This is a genomic window from Acinetobacter sp. VT 511 (genome assembly GCF_001077515.1).
In the GTDB taxonomy this organism is placed as follows: Bacteria; Pseudomonadota; Gammaproteobacteria; order Pseudomonadales; family Moraxellaceae; genus Acinetobacter; species Acinetobacter schindleri.
This window is the reverse complement of sequence record NZ_LFRE01000059.1, coordinates 220,431-236,878: the sequence shown is the minus strand read 5'-3', so window position 1 is coordinate 236,878 and position 16,448 is coordinate 220,431. Positions and strand designations below refer to the sequence as shown.

Annotated in this window: 26 protein-coding genes and 1 pseudogene; 4 read left to right on the top strand and 23 right to left on the bottom strand. The window is 44.4% G+C overall.

From position 1 onward, the window contains the following. Positions 1–6: 6 nt before the first annotated feature. The 23 genes and pseudogenes from secY to ACS72_RS08275 all read right to left on the bottom strand — a co-directional run bounded on the left by secY (position 7) and on the right by ACS72_RS08275 (position 11,516). Positions 7–1,326: a preprotein translocase subunit SecY gene (gene secY, locus ACS72_RS08385; RefSeq protein WP_171056626.1), complete on the bottom strand. Its 1,320-nt coding sequence runs from the start codon at positions 1,324–1,326 to the stop codon at positions 7–9. Between the two features lie 45 nt (positions 1,327–1,371). Next, complete coding sequence (gene rplO, locus ACS72_RS08380; RefSeq protein WP_048881823.1) at positions 1,372–1,812, bottom strand: 50S ribosomal protein L15; 441 nt, start codon at positions 1,810–1,812, stop codon at positions 1,372–1,374. 3 nt (positions 1,813–1,815) lie between these two features. Beyond that, positions 1,816–1,992, bottom strand: a complete 177-nt coding sequence (gene rpmD, locus ACS72_RS08375; protein WP_004809788.1) for a 50S ribosomal protein L30 — start codon at positions 1,990–1,992, stop codon at positions 1,816–1,818. Between the two features lie 5 nt (positions 1,993–1,997). Further along, positions 1,998–2,495: a 30S ribosomal protein S5 gene (rpsE, locus tag ACS72_RS08370; protein ID WP_004657688.1), complete on the bottom strand. Its 498-nt coding sequence runs from the start codon at positions 2,493–2,495 to the stop codon at positions 1,998–2,000. Between the two features lie 2 nt (positions 2,496–2,497). After that, positions 2,498–2,848, bottom strand: coding sequence for a 50S ribosomal protein L18 (rplR, locus tag ACS72_RS08365; protein ID WP_004281497.1), 351 nt, complete (start codon positions 2,846–2,848; stop codon positions 2,498–2,500). A 14-nt stretch (positions 2,849–2,862) separates the two neighbouring features. Further along, a complete protein-coding gene (gene rplF, locus ACS72_RS08360; protein ID WP_004809790.1) occupies positions 2,863–3,396 on the bottom strand; it encodes a 50S ribosomal protein L6 in 534 nt (177 codons plus the stop codon). 13 nt (positions 3,397–3,409) lie between these two features. Beyond that, on the bottom strand, positions 3,410–3,805 hold the full coding sequence (gene rpsH, locus ACS72_RS08355; RefSeq protein WP_004809793.1) for a 30S ribosomal protein S8: 396 nt from the start codon (positions 3,803–3,805) through the stop codon (positions 3,410–3,412). Between the two features lie 12 nt (positions 3,806–3,817). Next, the gene (gene rpsN, locus ACS72_RS08350; RefSeq protein ID WP_004809795.1) at positions 3,818–4,123 is read right to left on the bottom strand and encodes a 30S ribosomal protein S14; all 306 of its coding nucleotides are present in this window, start codon (positions 4,121–4,123) and stop codon (positions 3,818–3,820) included. A gap of 9 nt (positions 4,124–4,132) precedes the next feature. Next, entirely contained in the window at positions 4,133–4,669 is a 537-nt protein-coding gene (gene rplE / locus ACS72_RS08345) for a 50S ribosomal protein L5 (protein WP_004809796.1), read from the bottom strand. A 16-nt stretch (positions 4,670–4,685) separates the two neighbouring features. Beyond that, on the bottom strand, positions 4,686–5,003 hold the full coding sequence (rplX, locus tag ACS72_RS08340) for a 50S ribosomal protein L24 (RefSeq protein ID WP_004809797.1): 318 nt from the start codon (positions 5,001–5,003) through the stop codon (positions 4,686–4,688). Positions 5,004–5,012: 9 nt separating this feature from the next. Beyond that, entirely contained in the window at positions 5,013–5,381 is a 369-nt protein-coding gene (gene rplN / locus ACS72_RS08335) for a 50S ribosomal protein L14 (protein WP_001982634.1), read from the bottom strand. Positions 5,382–5,472: 91 nt separating this feature from the next. Continuing rightward, positions 5,473–5,730, bottom strand: a complete 258-nt coding sequence (rpsQ, locus tag ACS72_RS08330; RefSeq protein ID WP_004809803.1) for a 30S ribosomal protein S17 — start codon at positions 5,728–5,730, stop codon at positions 5,473–5,475. Next, a complete protein-coding gene (rpmC, locus tag ACS72_RS08325) occupies positions 5,727–5,924 on the bottom strand; it encodes a 50S ribosomal protein L29 (protein ID WP_004786915.1) in 198 nt (65 codons plus the stop codon). The genes rpsQ and rpmC overlap by 4 nt, the downstream gene beginning before the upstream one ends. Then, entirely contained in the window at positions 5,924–6,337 is a 414-nt protein-coding gene (rplP, locus tag ACS72_RS08320; RefSeq protein WP_004809805.1) for a 50S ribosomal protein L16, read from the bottom strand. The genes rpmC and rplP overlap by 1 nt, the downstream gene beginning before the upstream one ends. Next, positions 6,316–7,093: pseudogene (rpsC, locus tag ACS72_RS08315) on the bottom strand (30S ribosomal protein S3). The gene rplP and the pseudogene rpsC overlap by 22 nt, the downstream one beginning before the upstream one ends. 1 nt (position 7,094) lies before the next feature. After that, complete coding sequence (gene rplV, locus ACS72_RS08310; RefSeq protein ID WP_001982638.1) at positions 7,095–7,424, bottom strand: 50S ribosomal protein L22; 330 nt, start codon at positions 7,422–7,424, stop codon at positions 7,095–7,097. A gap of 11 nt (positions 7,425–7,435) precedes the next feature. Then, positions 7,436–7,711, bottom strand: a complete 276-nt coding sequence (gene rpsS, locus ACS72_RS08305; RefSeq protein WP_004673001.1) for a 30S ribosomal protein S19 — start codon at positions 7,709–7,711, stop codon at positions 7,436–7,438. Between the two features lie 19 nt (positions 7,712–7,730). Continuing rightward, the gene (gene rplB, locus ACS72_RS08300; protein WP_004809807.1) at positions 7,731–8,555 is read right to left on the bottom strand and encodes a 50S ribosomal protein L2; all 825 of its coding nucleotides are present in this window, start codon (positions 8,553–8,555) and stop codon (positions 7,731–7,733) included. An 11-nt stretch (positions 8,556–8,566) separates the two neighbouring features. Next, positions 8,567–8,887, bottom strand: a complete 321-nt coding sequence (gene rplW / locus ACS72_RS08295; protein ID WP_004809809.1) for a 50S ribosomal protein L23 — start codon at positions 8,885–8,887, stop codon at positions 8,567–8,569. Next, positions 8,884–9,486 carry a 50S ribosomal protein L4 gene (gene rplD / locus ACS72_RS08290; RefSeq protein WP_004786925.1) on the bottom strand — a complete coding sequence of 201 codons (603 nt, stop codon included), beginning with the start codon at positions 9,484–9,486 and terminating at the stop codon, positions 8,884–8,886. Before rplD ends, rplW begins: the two co-directional genes overlap by 4 nt. A gap of 11 nt (positions 9,487–9,497) precedes the next feature. Then, complete coding sequence (rplC, locus tag ACS72_RS08285; protein ID WP_004809812.1) at positions 9,498–10,136, bottom strand: 50S ribosomal protein L3; 639 nt, start codon at positions 10,134–10,136, stop codon at positions 9,498–9,500. 60 nt (positions 10,137–10,196) lie between these two features. Next, entirely contained in the window at positions 10,197–10,508 is a 312-nt protein-coding gene (gene rpsJ, locus ACS72_RS08280) for a 30S ribosomal protein S10 (protein WP_000070912.1), read from the bottom strand. 273 nt (positions 10,509–10,781) lie between these two features. Next, positions 10,782–11,516: a type 1 glutamine amidotransferase gene (locus tag ACS72_RS08275; RefSeq protein ID WP_048881822.1), complete on the bottom strand. Its 735-nt coding sequence runs from the start codon at positions 11,514–11,516 to the stop codon at positions 10,782–10,784. Positions 11,517–11,678: 162 nt separating this feature from the next. On the opposite strand from ACS72_RS08275, the gene ACS72_RS08270 reads away from it, so the two are divergent. The 4 genes from ACS72_RS08270 to ACS72_RS08255 all read left to right on the top strand — a co-directional run bounded on the left by ACS72_RS08270 (position 11,679) and on the right by ACS72_RS08255 (position 16,371). After that, positions 11,679–12,881, top strand: a complete 1,203-nt coding sequence (locus ACS72_RS08270; RefSeq protein ID WP_048881821.1) for a PLP-dependent transferase — start codon at positions 11,679–11,681, stop codon at positions 12,879–12,881. A gap of 19 nt (positions 12,882–12,900) precedes the next feature. Further along, complete coding sequence (locus ACS72_RS08265) at positions 12,901–14,484, top strand: helicase HerA-like domain-containing protein (protein WP_048881820.1); 1,584 nt, start codon at positions 12,901–12,903, stop codon at positions 14,482–14,484. A 152-nt stretch (positions 14,485–14,636) separates the two neighbouring features. Then, on the top strand, positions 14,637–15,845 hold the full coding sequence (hmpA, locus tag ACS72_RS08260; protein ID WP_004809822.1) for an NO-inducible flavohemoprotein: 1,209 nt from the start codon (positions 14,637–14,639) through the stop codon (positions 15,843–15,845). 85 nt (positions 15,846–15,930) lie between these two features. Then, complete coding sequence (locus ACS72_RS08255) at positions 15,931–16,371, top strand: Rrf2 family transcriptional regulator (RefSeq protein ID WP_048881819.1); 441 nt, start codon at positions 15,931–15,933, stop codon at positions 16,369–16,371. The last annotated feature ends 77 nt before the right edge of the window (positions 16,372–16,448 follow it).

The following is a 16,448-nucleotide window of genomic DNA, read 5'->3' as shown; positions in this document are numbered from 1 at the left end:
AGTGCGCTATCCCTTAGGATGAGCAGTCGTTTTTCTCATTAATGTTTGATTGTCATACTGATGCGAAGTGAGATGTGCTTGTAGCTGAGCCATAAAGTCCATCACCACCACTACCACGATTAGCAACGATGTTCCGCCCAAGCTGAATGGAATACCAAAAGAGCTCTGCAAGATCATCGGCATTAAACAGATGACAGTGATGTAAATCGCGCCAATGAAGGTCAAACGATTGAGAATATGATCTAAGTAACGAGCAGTTTGCTCACCTGGACGAATACCAGGCACGTAAGCTCCGCTGCGTTTCAAGTTTTCTGACACTTCTTTCGGGCTAAATACTAGCGCAGTATAGAAGTAACAGAAAAAGATAATTAACGCACCAAAGAGCACCAAATACAACGGCTGACCAGGCGACAACACCAATGCCAAATCTTGCAGACTACGCTTGATAATTCCTGCATCAGGATCTGCACTGCCAACCCACTGACCTAAGCTCGCTGGGAACAAAAGCAATGAACTTGCAAAAATTGCAGGAATCACACCGGCCATATTAATTTTTAATGGCAAATGTGTCTGCTGTGCAGTAAATACGCGACGACCCTGCTGCTTCTGAGCATAGTTGACCGGAATACGACGTTGCGCCTTCTCGATAAACACAATTGCTGCAAGCACGGCGATGGATAACAATGCAAATATCGCCAGACCAATAAGACTAGACTGACCATTATCGACAGAAGTCAGGGACTGCATAACCAAAGTTGGCAGACCTGCAACAATACCTGCGAAGATGATCATGGAAATACCATTCCCCACCCCACGCTCGGTAATCTGTTCACCCAACCACATCAGGAACATGGTCCCCGCAACCAATGAGGTTACCGCAGGAACATAAAAAGCCAGACCAGAGGTCAGGGTAATTCCCTGGCTGATCAAGCCCGCGCACATACCGACCGCTTGCACAAATGCAAGGAACAGTGTGCCCTGTCGTGTGTATTGATTTATTTTACGTTTGCCTTGCTCGCCTTCTTTCTTTAAAGCTTCCAGCGAAGGAACGACTGTTGACATCAGCTGCACGATAATCGATGCAGAGATGTATGGCATAATCCCAAGAGCAAGAATAGACATTCGCTCCAATGCACCACCAGAGAACATGTTAAACAAACCAAGGATCGTACCTTGGTTTGCATTAAACAAATTCTCCAGCGCAGCATTGTTAATGCCCGGTACTGGAATATGTGCTCCCAGTCGAAACACCAACAACGCACCAATGAGAAACATCATTCGACGAATAATTTCACGGTATTTCACATGAAATGGTTGGCCTTTCATCATGTTGACATGACCTGAAGAACTAGGAGACATAGACACTGGAGATTACTCCTCGACTTTACCGCCAGCAGCTTCAACAGCAGCTTTAGCGCCTTTAGTCAACACAACACCTTGTACAGTGAATGCGCGAGTAATTTCACCAGAAAGTACGATACGTGCACGAGTCATGTCTTTACGTACAACGTTCGCAGCTTTTAAAGTTTCTAGAGACACGATATCACCTTCAACTTTAGCAAGCTCAGATAAACGTACTTCAGCAGTTTTCAAAGCCTGTTGGCTAGTGAAACCGAATTTAGGCAAACGACGATAAAGTGCTGTTTGACCGCCTTCGAAACCTGGACGAGTACCACCGCTCTTACGTGAGTTTTGACCTTTGACACCACGGCCACCGGTCTTACCAACGCCAGAACCGATACCACGGCCTAGACGCAGGTTGTCACGCTTAGCACCTTCTGCAGGTGCAATAGAATTTAAACGCAGAGTCATGGCTTATTCCTCTACACTAACCATATAGTAGACTTGGTTGATCATACCACGGTTAGATGGAGTGTCTAACACTTCAACAGTATGACCAATACGACGCAGACCTAAACCTTTAAGGCTCAGCTTGTGATTTTTCAAGCGATGCGATGCAGATTTAGTCTGGGTAACTTTAATCGTTTTCATGATTATTACCCTTGAATTTGTTCTACTGAAAGACCACGTTTCGCAGCAACTTTCTCAGGAGAAGTCATGTCACGCAGACCTTTGAAAGTCGCGTTAACTACGTTAGCAGCGTTAGTAGAACCGTAACATTTAGCAAGTACGTTGTGTACACCAGCAGCTTCAAGAACGGCACGCATAGCGCCACCAGCGATTACGCCAGTACCTTCAGAAGCAGGCTGCATGTAAACACGGCTTGCACCGTGACGAGCATTCACAGGGTGTTGTAAAGTCGTACCAGCAAGATCTACAGTGATCATGTTGCGACGAGCAGCTTCAAGTGCTTTAGAAATAGCAGCTGGAACTTCACGTGCTTTACCACGACCAAAACCTACGCGACCATTACCATCACCTACCACAGTTAATGCTGTGAAAGAGAAGATACGACCACCCTTAACAACTTTGGCTACACGATCAACGGCAACCAGCTTTTCAACAAGACCTTCGTTTTGTTCAACTTTAGCCATGATTAGAACTCCAAGCCGTTTTCACGAGCAGCATCAGCCAAGGCTTTGATACGACCATGATATTTGAAACCAGAACGGTCAAATGCAACTTTAGTTACACCAGCTGCCTTAGCGCGTTCTGCGATTAAAGCACCTACTTTTTGAGCTGCTTCAACATTACCAGTTGTACCAGCACGTAGAGTAGCGTCTAGTGTAGAAGCTTGCGCTAATACTTTGCCACCATCTGCTGAGATAACTTGAGCATAGATGTGACGCGGAGTGCGGTTTACACACAAACGAGTCGCACCCAATGCACGGATGTGCAAGCGTGTGCTTTTCGCACGACGCAAACGGGATTGTTTCTTTTCGTTCATAAGAACCTCGCGCCTTATTTCTTCTTAGCTTCTTTACGAAGTACAACTTCGTCAGAATAACGAACACCTTTACCTTTATACGGCTCTGGTGGACGGTAACCACGGATTTCCGCAGCAACTTGACCTAATTTCGCTTTATCAGCAGATTTTAGGATAATTTCAGTCGCTGTAGGAGTTTCTGCAGTTACACCTTCAGGAAGGTTGTAGTCAATCGGGTGAGAGAAACCAAGGTTAAGGTTAACAATGTTACCTTTAACCGCAGCTTTATAACCAACACCGATAAGTTGTAACTTACGTTCGAAACCTTCGCTAACACCTTTAACAAGGTTGTTAAGCACAGCGCGAGCAGTACCAGCCTGCATCCAAGCGTCTTTAGATTCAGCTTTAGGAGCAATAACTAGAGTACCGTCTTCCTGTTTTAGCTCGACCAGCGCATGCAGGTTGAAAGACAATGTACCTTTAGTGCCTTTCACTTCGACCTGCCGGCCGTTCTGAGTAACTGCTACACCGTTAGGTACAGTTACTGGGGCTTTAGCCACACGAGACATGAGGAATCACCTATTAAGAAACAAAAGCAATAACTTCACCACCAATGCCTGCAGCACGTGCAGCGCGATCAGTCATGATGCCTTTGCTTGTAGAAACAATTGCAATACCTAAACCTTGCTTAACGCTTGGAAGTGCATCTTTACCGCGATACTGACGTAGACCTGGACGGCTTACGCGTTTCACAGTTTCGATAACTGGTTTGCCTTCAAAATATTTTAACGTAATTGTTAAAGTTGCTTTGCCTTCAACATCAGCAACTTCTACGTTTGAAATGTAACCTTCTTGTTGAAGAACATTTGCAATAGCAACCTTCAACTTAGAATTAGGCATAGAAACAGTTTGTTTCTTCGCCATTTGTGCGTTACGAACACGTGTTAGCATGTCGGCAACGGTATCTTGCATACTCATTTATAGTGCTCCTTACCAGCTTGCCTTAACAACGCCAGGTACATCACCTTGCATTACTTTTTCGCGTACCATGTTACGGCTTAAACCGAACTTACGGAAGTAACCATGAGGACGACCAGTTAAACCACAACGGTTACGTAGACGTACTGGAGATGCATTACGTGGTAATGCTTGTAATTTCATCATCGCTTCGAAACGTTCTTCGTCTGATGCATTTACATTAGCAATAACAGCTTTTAATTCAGCACGTTTTGCAGCGTATTTAGCAACAGTAGCTTCGCGTTTCAATTCGCGATTAATCATACCTTTCTTAGCCATTTCGACCTCTTATTTGAACGGGAAGCCGAATGCACGCATAAGCGCACGGCCTTCGTCATCGGTGCGAGCAGTCGTAGTGATGGTAATGTCCATACCACGAATACGGTCAATCTTGTCAAAATCGATCTCAGGGAACATGATCTGTTCTTTAAGACCCATTGAGTAGTTACCACGACCATCAAATGATTTCGCTGAGAAACCACGGAAGTCACGGATACGAGGAATCGCAATAGAGATCAAACGGTCTAAGAATTCGTACATGCGTTCGCCGCGTAAAGTAACTTTACAACCAATCGGCCAACCATCACGGATTTTGAAACCAGCGATAGATTTACGAGCTAACGTAAGTACTGGTTTTTGACCAGCGATAGCTTGCATATCAGAAAGAGCACCATCAAGGAGTTTCTTGTCAGCAGCAGCTGCGCCAACACCCATGTTGATAGTGATTTTAGTGATGCGAGGGATCTCCATCACATTCTTAACACCCAATTGTTCTTGTAATTGAGCTTTAAGTTCGTCGTTGTAACGTGCTTTAAGTCTGGCCATTGCCTTTTTCAACCTATTACTTCGCTACCGCCACTGATTCACCATTTGATTTGAATACGCGAGTTTTCACGCCATCAATCACTTGGTAACCAACACGGTCAGCCTTTTGGGTTGTAGCATTAAAAAGTGCCACGTTTGAGATGTGAAGAGAAGCTTCTTGAGTTACGATGCCGCCTTCAGCGCCAGTAGCTCGGTTAGGCTTCTGATGTTTCTTAACTAGGTTAAGACCTTCTACCTTCACTTGGTCATTTGAAACAGACAGAACAGTACCCTGTTTGCCTTTTTCTTTACCTGCAATCACAATTACTTGATCGCCTTTTTTAATCTTAGCCATGATTGCCTCTTATAGAACTTCAGGAGCCAATGAAATAATTTTCATGAACTGTTCAGTACGAAGTTCACGAGTCACTGGTCCGAAAATACGAGTTGCAATCGGCGCTTTGTTGTTGTTCAAAATAACAGCAGCGTTATCGTCGAAACGAATCACTGAACCATCTGGACGACGGATGCCGAATTTAGTACGAACCACAACTGCATTCATCACGTCACCTTTTTTAACACGTGCGCGTGGAATTGCTTCTTTTACAGTAACTTTAATAATGTCGCCAACAGAAGCATAACGACGATGTGAACCACCAAGTACTTTAATACATTGTACGCGGCGAGCACCACTGTTGTCTGCTACGTCGAGCATAGTTTCGGTCTGAATCATTGCCCTACTCCAAAACCGAGCATCACCGGTCGCAAATTCGAAAGGCTCAAAGAGTACTCGAATTTGACCGATGATGCAACAAGAACGTTAATTACTCAGCAGCTGCTTCAATAACTTCAACTAGAGTCCAAGACTTAGTTTTAGAAATTGGGCGGCTTTCTTTGATTGTTACAACATCACCAGTTTTAGCTGTGTTGTTTTCATCATGAGCATGTAATTTTGTTGAACGGCGGATTGATTTGCCATACAACGGGTGTTGAACACGACGTTCGATAAGCACAACAATAGACTTGTCCATTTTGTCGCTTACTACTTTGCCTGTTAACGTGCGGACTGTTTGTTCACTCATTGTCCGTTCCCCTGTTTTTCGGTAAGGAGGGTCTTGATACGAGCAATAGTCTTGCGAGTTAATTGCACTTCGTGCGATTTACCCAATTGACCAGTTGCTTTCGCCATACGAAGACGGAATTGGTTAAGCTGTTGCTCATCAAGCAAAGCTGTCAACTCTTCTACCGACTTTTCACGTAGATCTTTAGTTTTCATTACATTACCGTCCGAGTCACGATAGTGGTTTTAAACGGAAGTTTAGCAGCTGCAAGCGTAAATGCTTCGCGAGCTAATTCTTCGTTAACACCATCAATTTCGTACAAGACTTTACCTGGTTTGATTTGGCAAACCCAGTATTCCACAGAACCTTTACCTTTACCCATACGAACTTCAAGAGGTTTAGAAGTAATAGGTTTGTCTGGGAAGACACGGATAAAGATCTTACCACCACGTTTAATACGACGGCTGATAGTACGACGCGCTGCTTCAATTTGACGCGCAGTCATTTGACCACGTTCAATTGATTTAAGAGCGATTGTACCGAAAGATACTGAACTACCGCGGTGTGCAAGACCAGTGTTACGGCCTTTTTGCACCTTACGGAATTTCATACGTTTAGGTTGCAACATGGATTATTCTCCTTTTTCAGCAGAACGATCATTGCGACGACCACGACGCTCTTGACCTTCACCACGACCGCGACCGCGTTTAGCTGGACGTTCTTCAGCTGGAGCCGGGTTCATGACTTGTTTCATGCCGCCCAAGATCTCACCACGGAAGATCCAAACTTTAACACCAATCGTACCGTAAGTAGTTTCAGCACGCATAGTAGCATAGTCGATGTCTGCACGAAGTGTATGTAGAGGTACACGACCTTCACGATACCACTCAGTACGAGCGATCTCAGCACCACCTAAACGGCCTGAAACTTCAACTTTGATACCTTTAGCGCCAGCACGCATTGTGTTTTGAACCGCACGCTTCATAGCACGACGGAACATTACACGTTTTTCTAATTGAGAAGCGATAGCTTCAGCAACAAGACGTGCGTCTAAGTCTGGACGATCGATTTCGTTGATGCTTACTTGCGCAGGAACACCCATGATAGATGTTAATTCGCGTTGTAATTTCTCAATGTCTTCGCCTTTTTTACCGATAACGATACCAGGACGAGCAGTGCTAATAGTTACTTTAGCAGCGCCTGTAGGACGTTCGATAAGAATATTGCTGATCATTGCATTCTTAAGTTTTTTAGTTAAAAACTCACGAACTTGCAAATCTTTAAGCAAGTATTCAGCGTATTGTTTCGGACTCGCATACCAGTTAGCGTTATGACGTTTCACAACACCTAGGCGGATACCGATTGGATGAACCTTCTGACCCATATCAAACCCCTACCTTAACGGTAATGTGACAAGTACGCTTAGTAATACGATCTGCACGGCCTTTAGCACGTGGCATAATACGTTTCAGGCTCATGCCTTCATCAACGTAGATCGTAGAAACTTTAAGGTCGTCTACATCTAAACTGTTATTGTGTTCAGCGTTTGCAATTGCAGACTCTAACGCTTTCTTAACCAGGACTGCAGCTTTTTTGTTGCTGAAGTTCAAAATGTTAAGTGCGTGCGCAACAGATTTGCCGCGGATAAGATCTGCAACCAAACGAGCTTTTTGTGCCGAGATAGCGGCACCGCGTAATTTAGCAGTTACTTCCATCATAGCACCTATTAACGTTTAGATTTCTTGTCAACACCGTGACCACGGTAGGTACGAGTCGGTGCAAATTCACCAAGCTTGTGTCCAACCATATGTTCAGAGATGATCACTGGAACATGGTTACGGCCATTGTGTACAGAAATTGTTAAACCAACAAAATCCGGGAGGATCATCGAACGACGCGACCAAGTTTTGATCGGCTTACGGTTATTAGCCGCGATAGCCGCTTCAACCTTAGCGAACAAGTGCGCATCGACGAATGGGCCTTTTTTCAGAGAACGAGGCATTGTCAGATTCCTTTACTTGTTACTTAACGCGACGGTCGCGAATAATCATCTTAGTCGTACGCTTGTTGGTACGTGTCTTGTACCCTTTAGCTTTTTGACCCCATGGGCTTACAGGTTGAATACCTTTGCTACGACCTTCACCACCACCGTGCGGGTGATCTACCGGGTTCATCGCCATACCACGAACGGTAGGACGAACGCCACGCCAGCGCGCTGCACCAGCTTTACCCAATGAACGAAGGTTGCTTTCTGAGTTAGATACTTCACCTAACACAGCGCGACATTCAACGTGTACTTTACGCATCTCACCTGAACGAAGACGGATGATAGCGTATGAACCGTCACGACCCAACAATTGAGCAGATGTACCAGCAGAACGTACTAACTGTGCGCCTTTACCGATTTTAAGCTCGATGTTGTGAAGAGTAGAACCGATAGGCATGTTACGAAGTGGTAAGCAGTTACCTGGACGAATTGGAGCATCGTTACCAGATTGTACTGAATCACCAGCGCGTAAACCTTTAGGCGCGATGATGTAGCGACGTTCACCGTCAGCATACTTCAACAACGCAATGTGCGCAGAACGGTTTGGATCGTATTCGATACGCTCAACTACAGCTGGGATGCCGTCTTTGTTACGTTTGAAGTCTACGATACGGTAGTGTTGCTTGTGACCGCCACCAACGTGACGAGTCGTAATGTGACCGTTGTTATTACGGCCGCCAGTACGTTTTTTAGCTTCAACTAGTGGAGCATAAGGAGCACCTTTGTGAAGATGGTCGTGAACGACTTTCTCTACAAAGCGACGTCCTGGAGACGTTGGCTTACATTTTTGAATAGGCATAGTTTTCGTCCTTATTCCGCTGCGCTTTCAGCGGCATCGCCCAAGTCAGCCATTTCTACATCTTGGCCAGCTTTCAGGGTGACGTATGCTTTTTTAACATCAGAACGACGTCCGATAGTTTTACCAAAGCGTTTAGTTTTACCTTTAGTGATCGTAGTGTTAACTTTAACAACCTGAACACCAAACAATTGCTCAACTGCTTTTTTGATTTCAAGTTTAGTTGCATCAGTGGCAACTTTAAAAACTTGAACACCAGCAGTTTCACCTAAAACTTGTGCTTTTTCTGAGAAAACAGGTCCTTGCAGGACTTGATATAAACGTTCGTTGTTCATCCGAGTTCTACCTCAATTTTCTTAGCAGCAGCTACAGACATAACAACTTTATCGAACGCGATCAAGCTAACAGGATCGATTGCAGTCGCATCAACCACATCTACGTGTGGAAGGTTACGAGCAGCTAGATACAAGTTCTCATCAACAGCATCAGTAACGATCAATGCACGAGTCGCATTTAAGTCGTTAAGTTTTGCAAGCAATTCTTTAGTTTTTGGAGCTGCAACAGCAAACTCTTCAACTAAAACTAAGCGATCTTGACGAACAAGTTCAGCCAGGATGCATTGCATAGCACCGCGGTACATTTTACGGTTTACTTTTTGAGACCAGTCTTGTGGACGAGCAGCAAAAGTTTTACCACCGCCAACCCAGATTGGGCTACGAATAGAACCAGCACGAGCGCGGCCAGTACCTTTTTGACGGAATGGTTTTTTACCACCGCCAGAAACGTCTGCGCGTGATTTTTGAGCTTTAGAACCTTGACGACCACCAGCTAGGTAAGCTGTAACAACTTGGTGTACAAGAGCTTCATTAAATTCACGACCGAACGCAACTTCTGATAATTCAACAGCAGAGCCGGAAACAGTATTTAAATTCACGTTATTTCCCCTCAGGCCTTGATCGTAGGACGAACAGTTACGTCGCCACCAGTAGCACCAGGAACCGCGCCTTTAACCACTAGAACTGAACGTTCAGTGTCGATAGCAACGATTTCAAGACCCTGTGTAGTTACGCGTTCAGCACCTAAATGGCCAGCCATTTTTTTGCCTTTGAACACGCGACCAGGAGTCTGGTTTTGACCTGTAGAACCTAGAACACGGTGAGAAACAGAGTTACCATGAGTAGCATCTTGAGTACGGAAGTTCCAACGCTTAACACCACCTTGGAAACCCTTACCTTTAGAAGTACCAGTTACGTCAACGATTTGACCTACTTGGAACAACTCAACAGTAAGCGTACCACCAACTTCACGACCTTCAAGCTCAGCTTCTGAAACGCGGAATTCTTGAACCAGACGACCAGCAGCAACACCCGCTTTAGCGAAGTGACCTTTCTGAGCGTTAGTTACGCGAGATTCGCGACGTTCACCAGTAGTGATTTGAATCGCTTGATAACCATCAGTTTCAAGCGTTTTGATTTGAGTGATGCGGTTAGGATCAACCTCAATCACTGTAACAGGCACAGAAACACCAGCATCTGTAAAGATACGTGTCATACCGCACTTGCGACCGACTAAACCAATAGCCATGTGCATAAACCTCTAAAAAAGCGGCCTAATTAACTTAGAGCGTTAATTAACCCGAAAGCCTTAACCCAATGCGATCTGAACATCAACACCAGCTGCAAGATCTAACTTCATCAATGCATCTACAGTTTTGTCTGTAGGTTGAACGATGTCGATCAAACGCTTGTAAGTACGAATTTCGTACTGGTCCCGCGCGTCTTTGTTTACGTGTGGTGATGTTAAAACGTTAAAACGTTCAATGCGTGTAGGCATTGGAATTGGACCACAAACTTGTGCGCCAGTACGTTTTGCTGTTTCTACGATTTCTTGAGCTGATTGATCAATTAGACGGTGATCAAAAGACTTAAGACGGATACGAATTCTCTGGTTAGACATACCAGTAAACTCCAAGCCAAATATATAAAGAATCACTCTTGACGCATCTCACCCCACTAATTTTTGAGGTAAGTGTCAAGAGCAGTGAATTATCACTAAGGTCATGATCGATGCCACGACTGTAACGATAGTTAACTACTTTCTTCGCAGTTAACATCCTTCCTATCGAAGGGTGGCCTATTATAGCCATTGTTTAATGCATAAGCAAATGCCTTTTATGGTTTTCGTCTGCAATCAATTTGGTTGCTAAATCAAGAGTTTGTTTTTCACCCTTCAGGCAGATTTCTCTATCACATATTCGATTGCGCGATTTAGCATTTGATTTCCTTCAATAAAATTAGATTTTGGACTTTTTCTGAGCTCATGCACAGGTTGCACATATTTTCCTGAAAATTTTAGCAACTCCTCTTCATCTTCTAAAAACAGGGCCAAGGTTTCCGGGGTTATTTCTGGATGGAACTGGAAACCGAGAACATTTTTGCCCAATTGATACATCTGGTTGCGACAGGCTTCATTTTCTGCCAGATGTACCGCCCCTTTGGGAATTTCAAAGGTCTCGCTATGCCACTGCATGATCCGGAATTGCTCAGGCAAACTAAAACAGTCTGCTGGCACATTGGCCACTTTACTGACAGACATCCACCCCAGTTCCTGTTCTGGATTATAACTGACTGCTGCCCCCAAGGCATTGGCAATCAGCTGTCCGCCTAGACACAAACCAATCGCTGGCTTCCCCTGGGACAAGTAACGACGTAACCAGCGTTTTTCTATTTTCAACCAGGGGAAATTTGCTTCATCATTTACACTCATGGTCCCGCCCATAATAATGAGCAAATCTACTTCTTCTACTGCAGGTAGCGCTTCTATTTCCAAAGGACGATCCACAGGTAAAGCAAAGAATTCAGTCGCTGTAATTTGCGCCTGATGCTGCTTTAAAAAATCAATACAACTACCAAAACCTTCACCAGCAATATGCTGAAAATAATGTACTCGTAAATGCGACTTCATGCGCTCGAACCTGTTCTTGTATCTATATAGGCTAGGTTTTGCAAAAATGAAGCCAACTTTTTATTTTATGTGAGGTTTTTAAACAATTGATAACGCAAGTAGCACTAAAGCAAAGATTCTCTTAAGCTAAAGCTGTTTTTGACTCCAGATATGAGCTGCAGCATGAAAAAAAATCCTCAAACCGCCCTGATTCATGCACCACGAAAGGCCCCTCAGTACATTTCGACGGTTCAACCTCCCCTCTATCGTGCATCAACCATTATTTTTAACAATACCGATGCCCTGTTTAATCGCCATTGGACCGATGATTATGACTATAGCTATGGCACACATGGTACCCCAACCACATTTACCTTAGGCGATAACATTGCCCAGCTCGAAGGTGGGCTCTATCACCTGCTTGCACCTAGCGGTTTATCTGCGATTAATCTCGTGAATTCCTGTTTTTTAAGTCAGGGAGAAGAAGTTTGGGTACCGGACAATATTTATGGCCCAAACATGGAGCATCTACGCAACCTGGAAACACGTTATGGCATTCAGGTACAAGTTTATAATCCATTATGCCTGGAAAGCTTTAATCCTTCAGATAAAGCCAAACTGATCTGGCTGGAAGCAGCTGGCTCAGTCACACTGGAATTTCCGGATTTAAATGGCCTCGTGAAGAAAGCTCAAGCACACAATATTCTGACTGCACTGGACAATACCTGGGGCGCGGGTCTGGCCTTTAATGCCTTTGATTTTGGTGATGAACACCTAAGTGTAGATTTATCCGTACATGCGCTGACCAAATATCCAAGCGGTGGTGGTGACATTCTGATGGGTTCAGTGGTCACGCGTGATAAAGAACTGCATCACCAATTGTTCCGCGCACATGCCATTCAAGGCATTGCTGTCTCAGGTGATGACGTTGCTCAGGTGCAACGTAGTCTTGCTTCCATGCAACTGCGTTATGCACATCAATCCAGTAGTGCACTCAACATTCTCACCTGGTTAAAACAGCAAGCGGAGTTTGTGCAGGTACTGCATCCAGCCGATCCGCATAGCGCAGGTCATCAATATTGGAAAGAAATTTGCAAGGAAGGTCATAGTGCCGGCCTGGTCAGTGTAATTTTTGACAGTAAATATGAACTGCAAGATATCCGCAATTTTTGTGACAACTTAAAACTATTTAAGCTTGGTTTTAGCTGGGGTGGTCCTGTTAGCTTGGTCATGCTATATAACTTAAAAGATATGCGTGTGCTTGAACATTCACATTTGAAAGAAGGCTTCCTGGTGCGCTTCTGTATTGGATTAGAACATCCGGAAGATCTGATTGAAGACATTCAACACGCACTACAAAACATGAAAAAAGTTAAAAATGAATAAATAACAAATAGGAAATTATATGGGTACACCAATCGTAATCGCTAAAAAAACCGCCGATACCACCCAGGATATCGTGCTGCATTCTCAGCTTGCCAACCGTCATGGCCTGATTGCCGGTGCAACCGGTACCGGTAAGACCGTAACATTAAAGGTACTGGCAGAAAGTTTTTCCCGAATTGGTGTACCGGTATTTTTGGCCGATGCCAAGGGTGATGTTTCCAGCTTGGCGAAAGCCGGGGAAAACAACCCCAAATTTGATGAACGCATTAAAAGCCTGAATATCGAGTCCATCCCTTTTTCAGCGTCGCCTGTGGTGTTCTGGGATTTATTTGGCGAGCAAGGCCATCCGATTCGCACCACCATTTCCGAGATTGGCCCCCTCCTTCTTGCCCGTATTTTGAATCTGAACGACACTCAGGAAGGTGTGCTCTCAGTCATTTTCCGTATTGCTGATGATCAAGGCCTATTACTGATCGACTTTAAAGATCTAAAGGCCATGATTAGTTATGTCAGCGAACATGCCGCAGATTTTAAAGCGGACTATGGCAATCTGTCTCCTGCCAGTCTGGGCGCGATTCAACGCAATCTGCTTGCCTTGGCTGATCAAGATGGTGAGCAATTCTTTGGTGAACCAGCGCTGGATCTGATGGATTTTTTACAAACCGACAGTCAAGGTCATGGCAATATCAACTTGCTTGCTGCTGACAAGCTGATGAACACACCTAAGCTGTATGCCACTTTCTTGCTATGGATGCTTTCAGAGCTGTTTGAACAGTTACCGGAAGTCGGCGACCTGGATAAACCCAAACTGGTGTTCTTCTTTGATGAAGCCCATTTGCTATTTGATAATACTAGCCCTGCCTTGCAAGAAAAGATTGAACAGGTGGTGCGTTTGATTCGTTCTAAAGGTGTGGGGATTTACTTTATCACCCAGAATCCACTCGATTTACCAGAAAGCGTTTTAGGTCAACTCGGCAATCGGGTTCAGCATGCTTTACGTGCTTTTACCCCTAAAGACCAAAAAGCGGTAAAAACGGCGGCAGATACTTTTCGAGCTAATCCAGAGTTTAAAGTTCAGGATGCCATTACCGAACTGGCTGTCGGTGAAGCACTGATTAGCTGTCTGGATGAAAAAGGCACACCGCAAATTGTAGAACGCGGCTGGGTGATGCCGCCACACTCCTCTTTTACCCCCATTTCTCCTGAAGAACGCAAAACTTTAATGCAACAAAGCATTGTGGCTGAGATTTATGAACAGCAAGTTGATCGTGACAGTGCGCATGAAATGCTGCAAAACAAAGTCACTGAACGCCAGCAACAGCTTCAGGCTGCGGAACTTGCCAAACAGCAAGCCAAAGAACAAGAAGCGTATGCCAAACAAGTCGCAAAAGAGCAGGAAACATTTGCTAAGCAGCAAGCCCGCGAACAGGAACGTCTTGCACGCGAACAGCAGAAAGAAGCTGAACGTGCAGCGAAACAGCGTGAAAAGTTCACCCAAGACATTGTTGGCACCTTTGCTAAAAGTGCCGCACGCACTTTGGGTAGCACTACCGGCCAGAAAATTGTCCGTGGTTTATTAGGGTCATTATTTGGTAAGAGATAACCCTTCTTTCTCCGATTATTTTCTTTATTTTTATGGGATATTTTAATATCCCATAATTTTTTCATGGTTTTTACTTAAAGATGTATTGTGAATATATCTTTAAAGATGTATTTTAAATACATCTTATAAATAACAGCCATGAGAGATCTGCTATGACTCCACAGCAAATTGACCTAGTAAAAGCTACAGTACCTGTGCTTCGTGAAAATGGGGTTGCTTTAACCGGTTATTTTTACAACCGCATGTTAAACAATAACCCAGATCTAAAAGAAACCTTCAACATGGGTCACCAGCGTAGCGGTGCTCAGGCGCAAGCCTTGGCAGGTGCAGTTTTAGCATATGCTGAAAATATCGAAGATCCTTCTGTGTTATTACCTGTGGTTGAACTCATTGCGCATAAACATGTCAGCTTAAATATTAAAGCACCTGATTACGGCATTGTTGGGGAAAACCTGCTGCATTCAATCAGTGAAGTACTCAATATTTCTATGGATGATCCACTGATTGATGCGTGGGCTACTGCATATGGACAATTAGCAGACCTGTTCATTGCGACTGAAAAAGCGATTTATGATCAACATGAACAGACTAAAGGTAGCTGGTTAGGCTGGCGCAATTTCAAGATTGCCAAGAAAGTAGTAGAAAGTGAAGAGATCACTTCGTTCTACCTGGCACCAGTCGACGGCGGACCATTACCGAAGTATGAAGCAGGTCAGTATATTTCTGTACGTGTGTTTGTGCCTGAACTGAATTTGAGACAACCACGTCAATATACGCTTTCAACTTGTCCTCAAGATGAATACCTGCGTATTTCAGTAAAGCGTGAAGATCAAAAAGGTGATTTGGTTCCAGGCTGGGTATCTAATACTTTACATAGCTTGGCAGAAGGCTCAGAAATTGAAGTGTCTGCACCAACAGGTAATTTCTACCTGATTGATCCAAACAAACGTAATGTATTTATCAGTGGCGGTGTGGGCTTAACTCCAATGGTAGCCATGCTAAATCAGTTGGTAACTCTGGATATGCCACAACCTGTGACTTTCATTCATGCCTGCCGTAGCAAACAGGTGCATGCCATGAAACAGCACATTCATGATTTGAAAGCCAAATATCCACGTTTAAGCACACTGACTGCTTACGAATTCCCACACCAAGGTGACAAACTGGGTGAAGACTATGATGTAGCAGGCCGTCTGGATCTGAGTACAATTGATCGTGCTTTATTACCAGAAAATGCTGATTACTATCTATGTGGCCCAATGCCATTTATGGCAGAACAACACAAAGCGTTGGTTGCACGAGGCATTCCTGCTGAGAATATTCACAGTGAAGCCTTTGGTACTGGTGGCGTTCGCCACTAAGCAGTCAGCTTAAACTGAAATCAAGCAAGGGCTAGTCTGGCTGTGTTAGACTAGCCCTGCTTTGTATGAAAACTCTAGATTTATAATGCAGTTAAATAAATTTACCGATTACGCCTTACGGATTCTTATGTACATCGCTCAGCCGAAAGAAATGCCGTATACCATTGCGGAACTCGCGAATGAGCTGCAGGTGTCAGAGAACCATGCCATGAAAATCGTACATTTTATGGCAAAGCAGGACTGGCTCATCACTACTCGTGGGCGAGGCGGCGGCATTCGCATGAATCCGCTCACCTTAAAAATACCATTGGGTCAAGTCGTGCGTATCCTGCAACAGGATAGCCAAGTGGTAGAATGCAATACCCCACCCTGTGTGCTGCGTAAAAATTGTGGTTTAAAAGGCATTTTAGATGATGCCGTAGAGCAGTTTTATGCCAGCCTGGATCAATACACGCTCAGTGAAGTGGTAACACCACTGCAAGGCCATTACAGCATCCAGTCACCAATCGGCCTGATCAATCTATAGTTTTCACTTTCTGCTTACCAAGTCTTGCATTGAAAGTTCGCTTGCCCAAGCGACTTCCTTTATAATAGCTGCTTGTA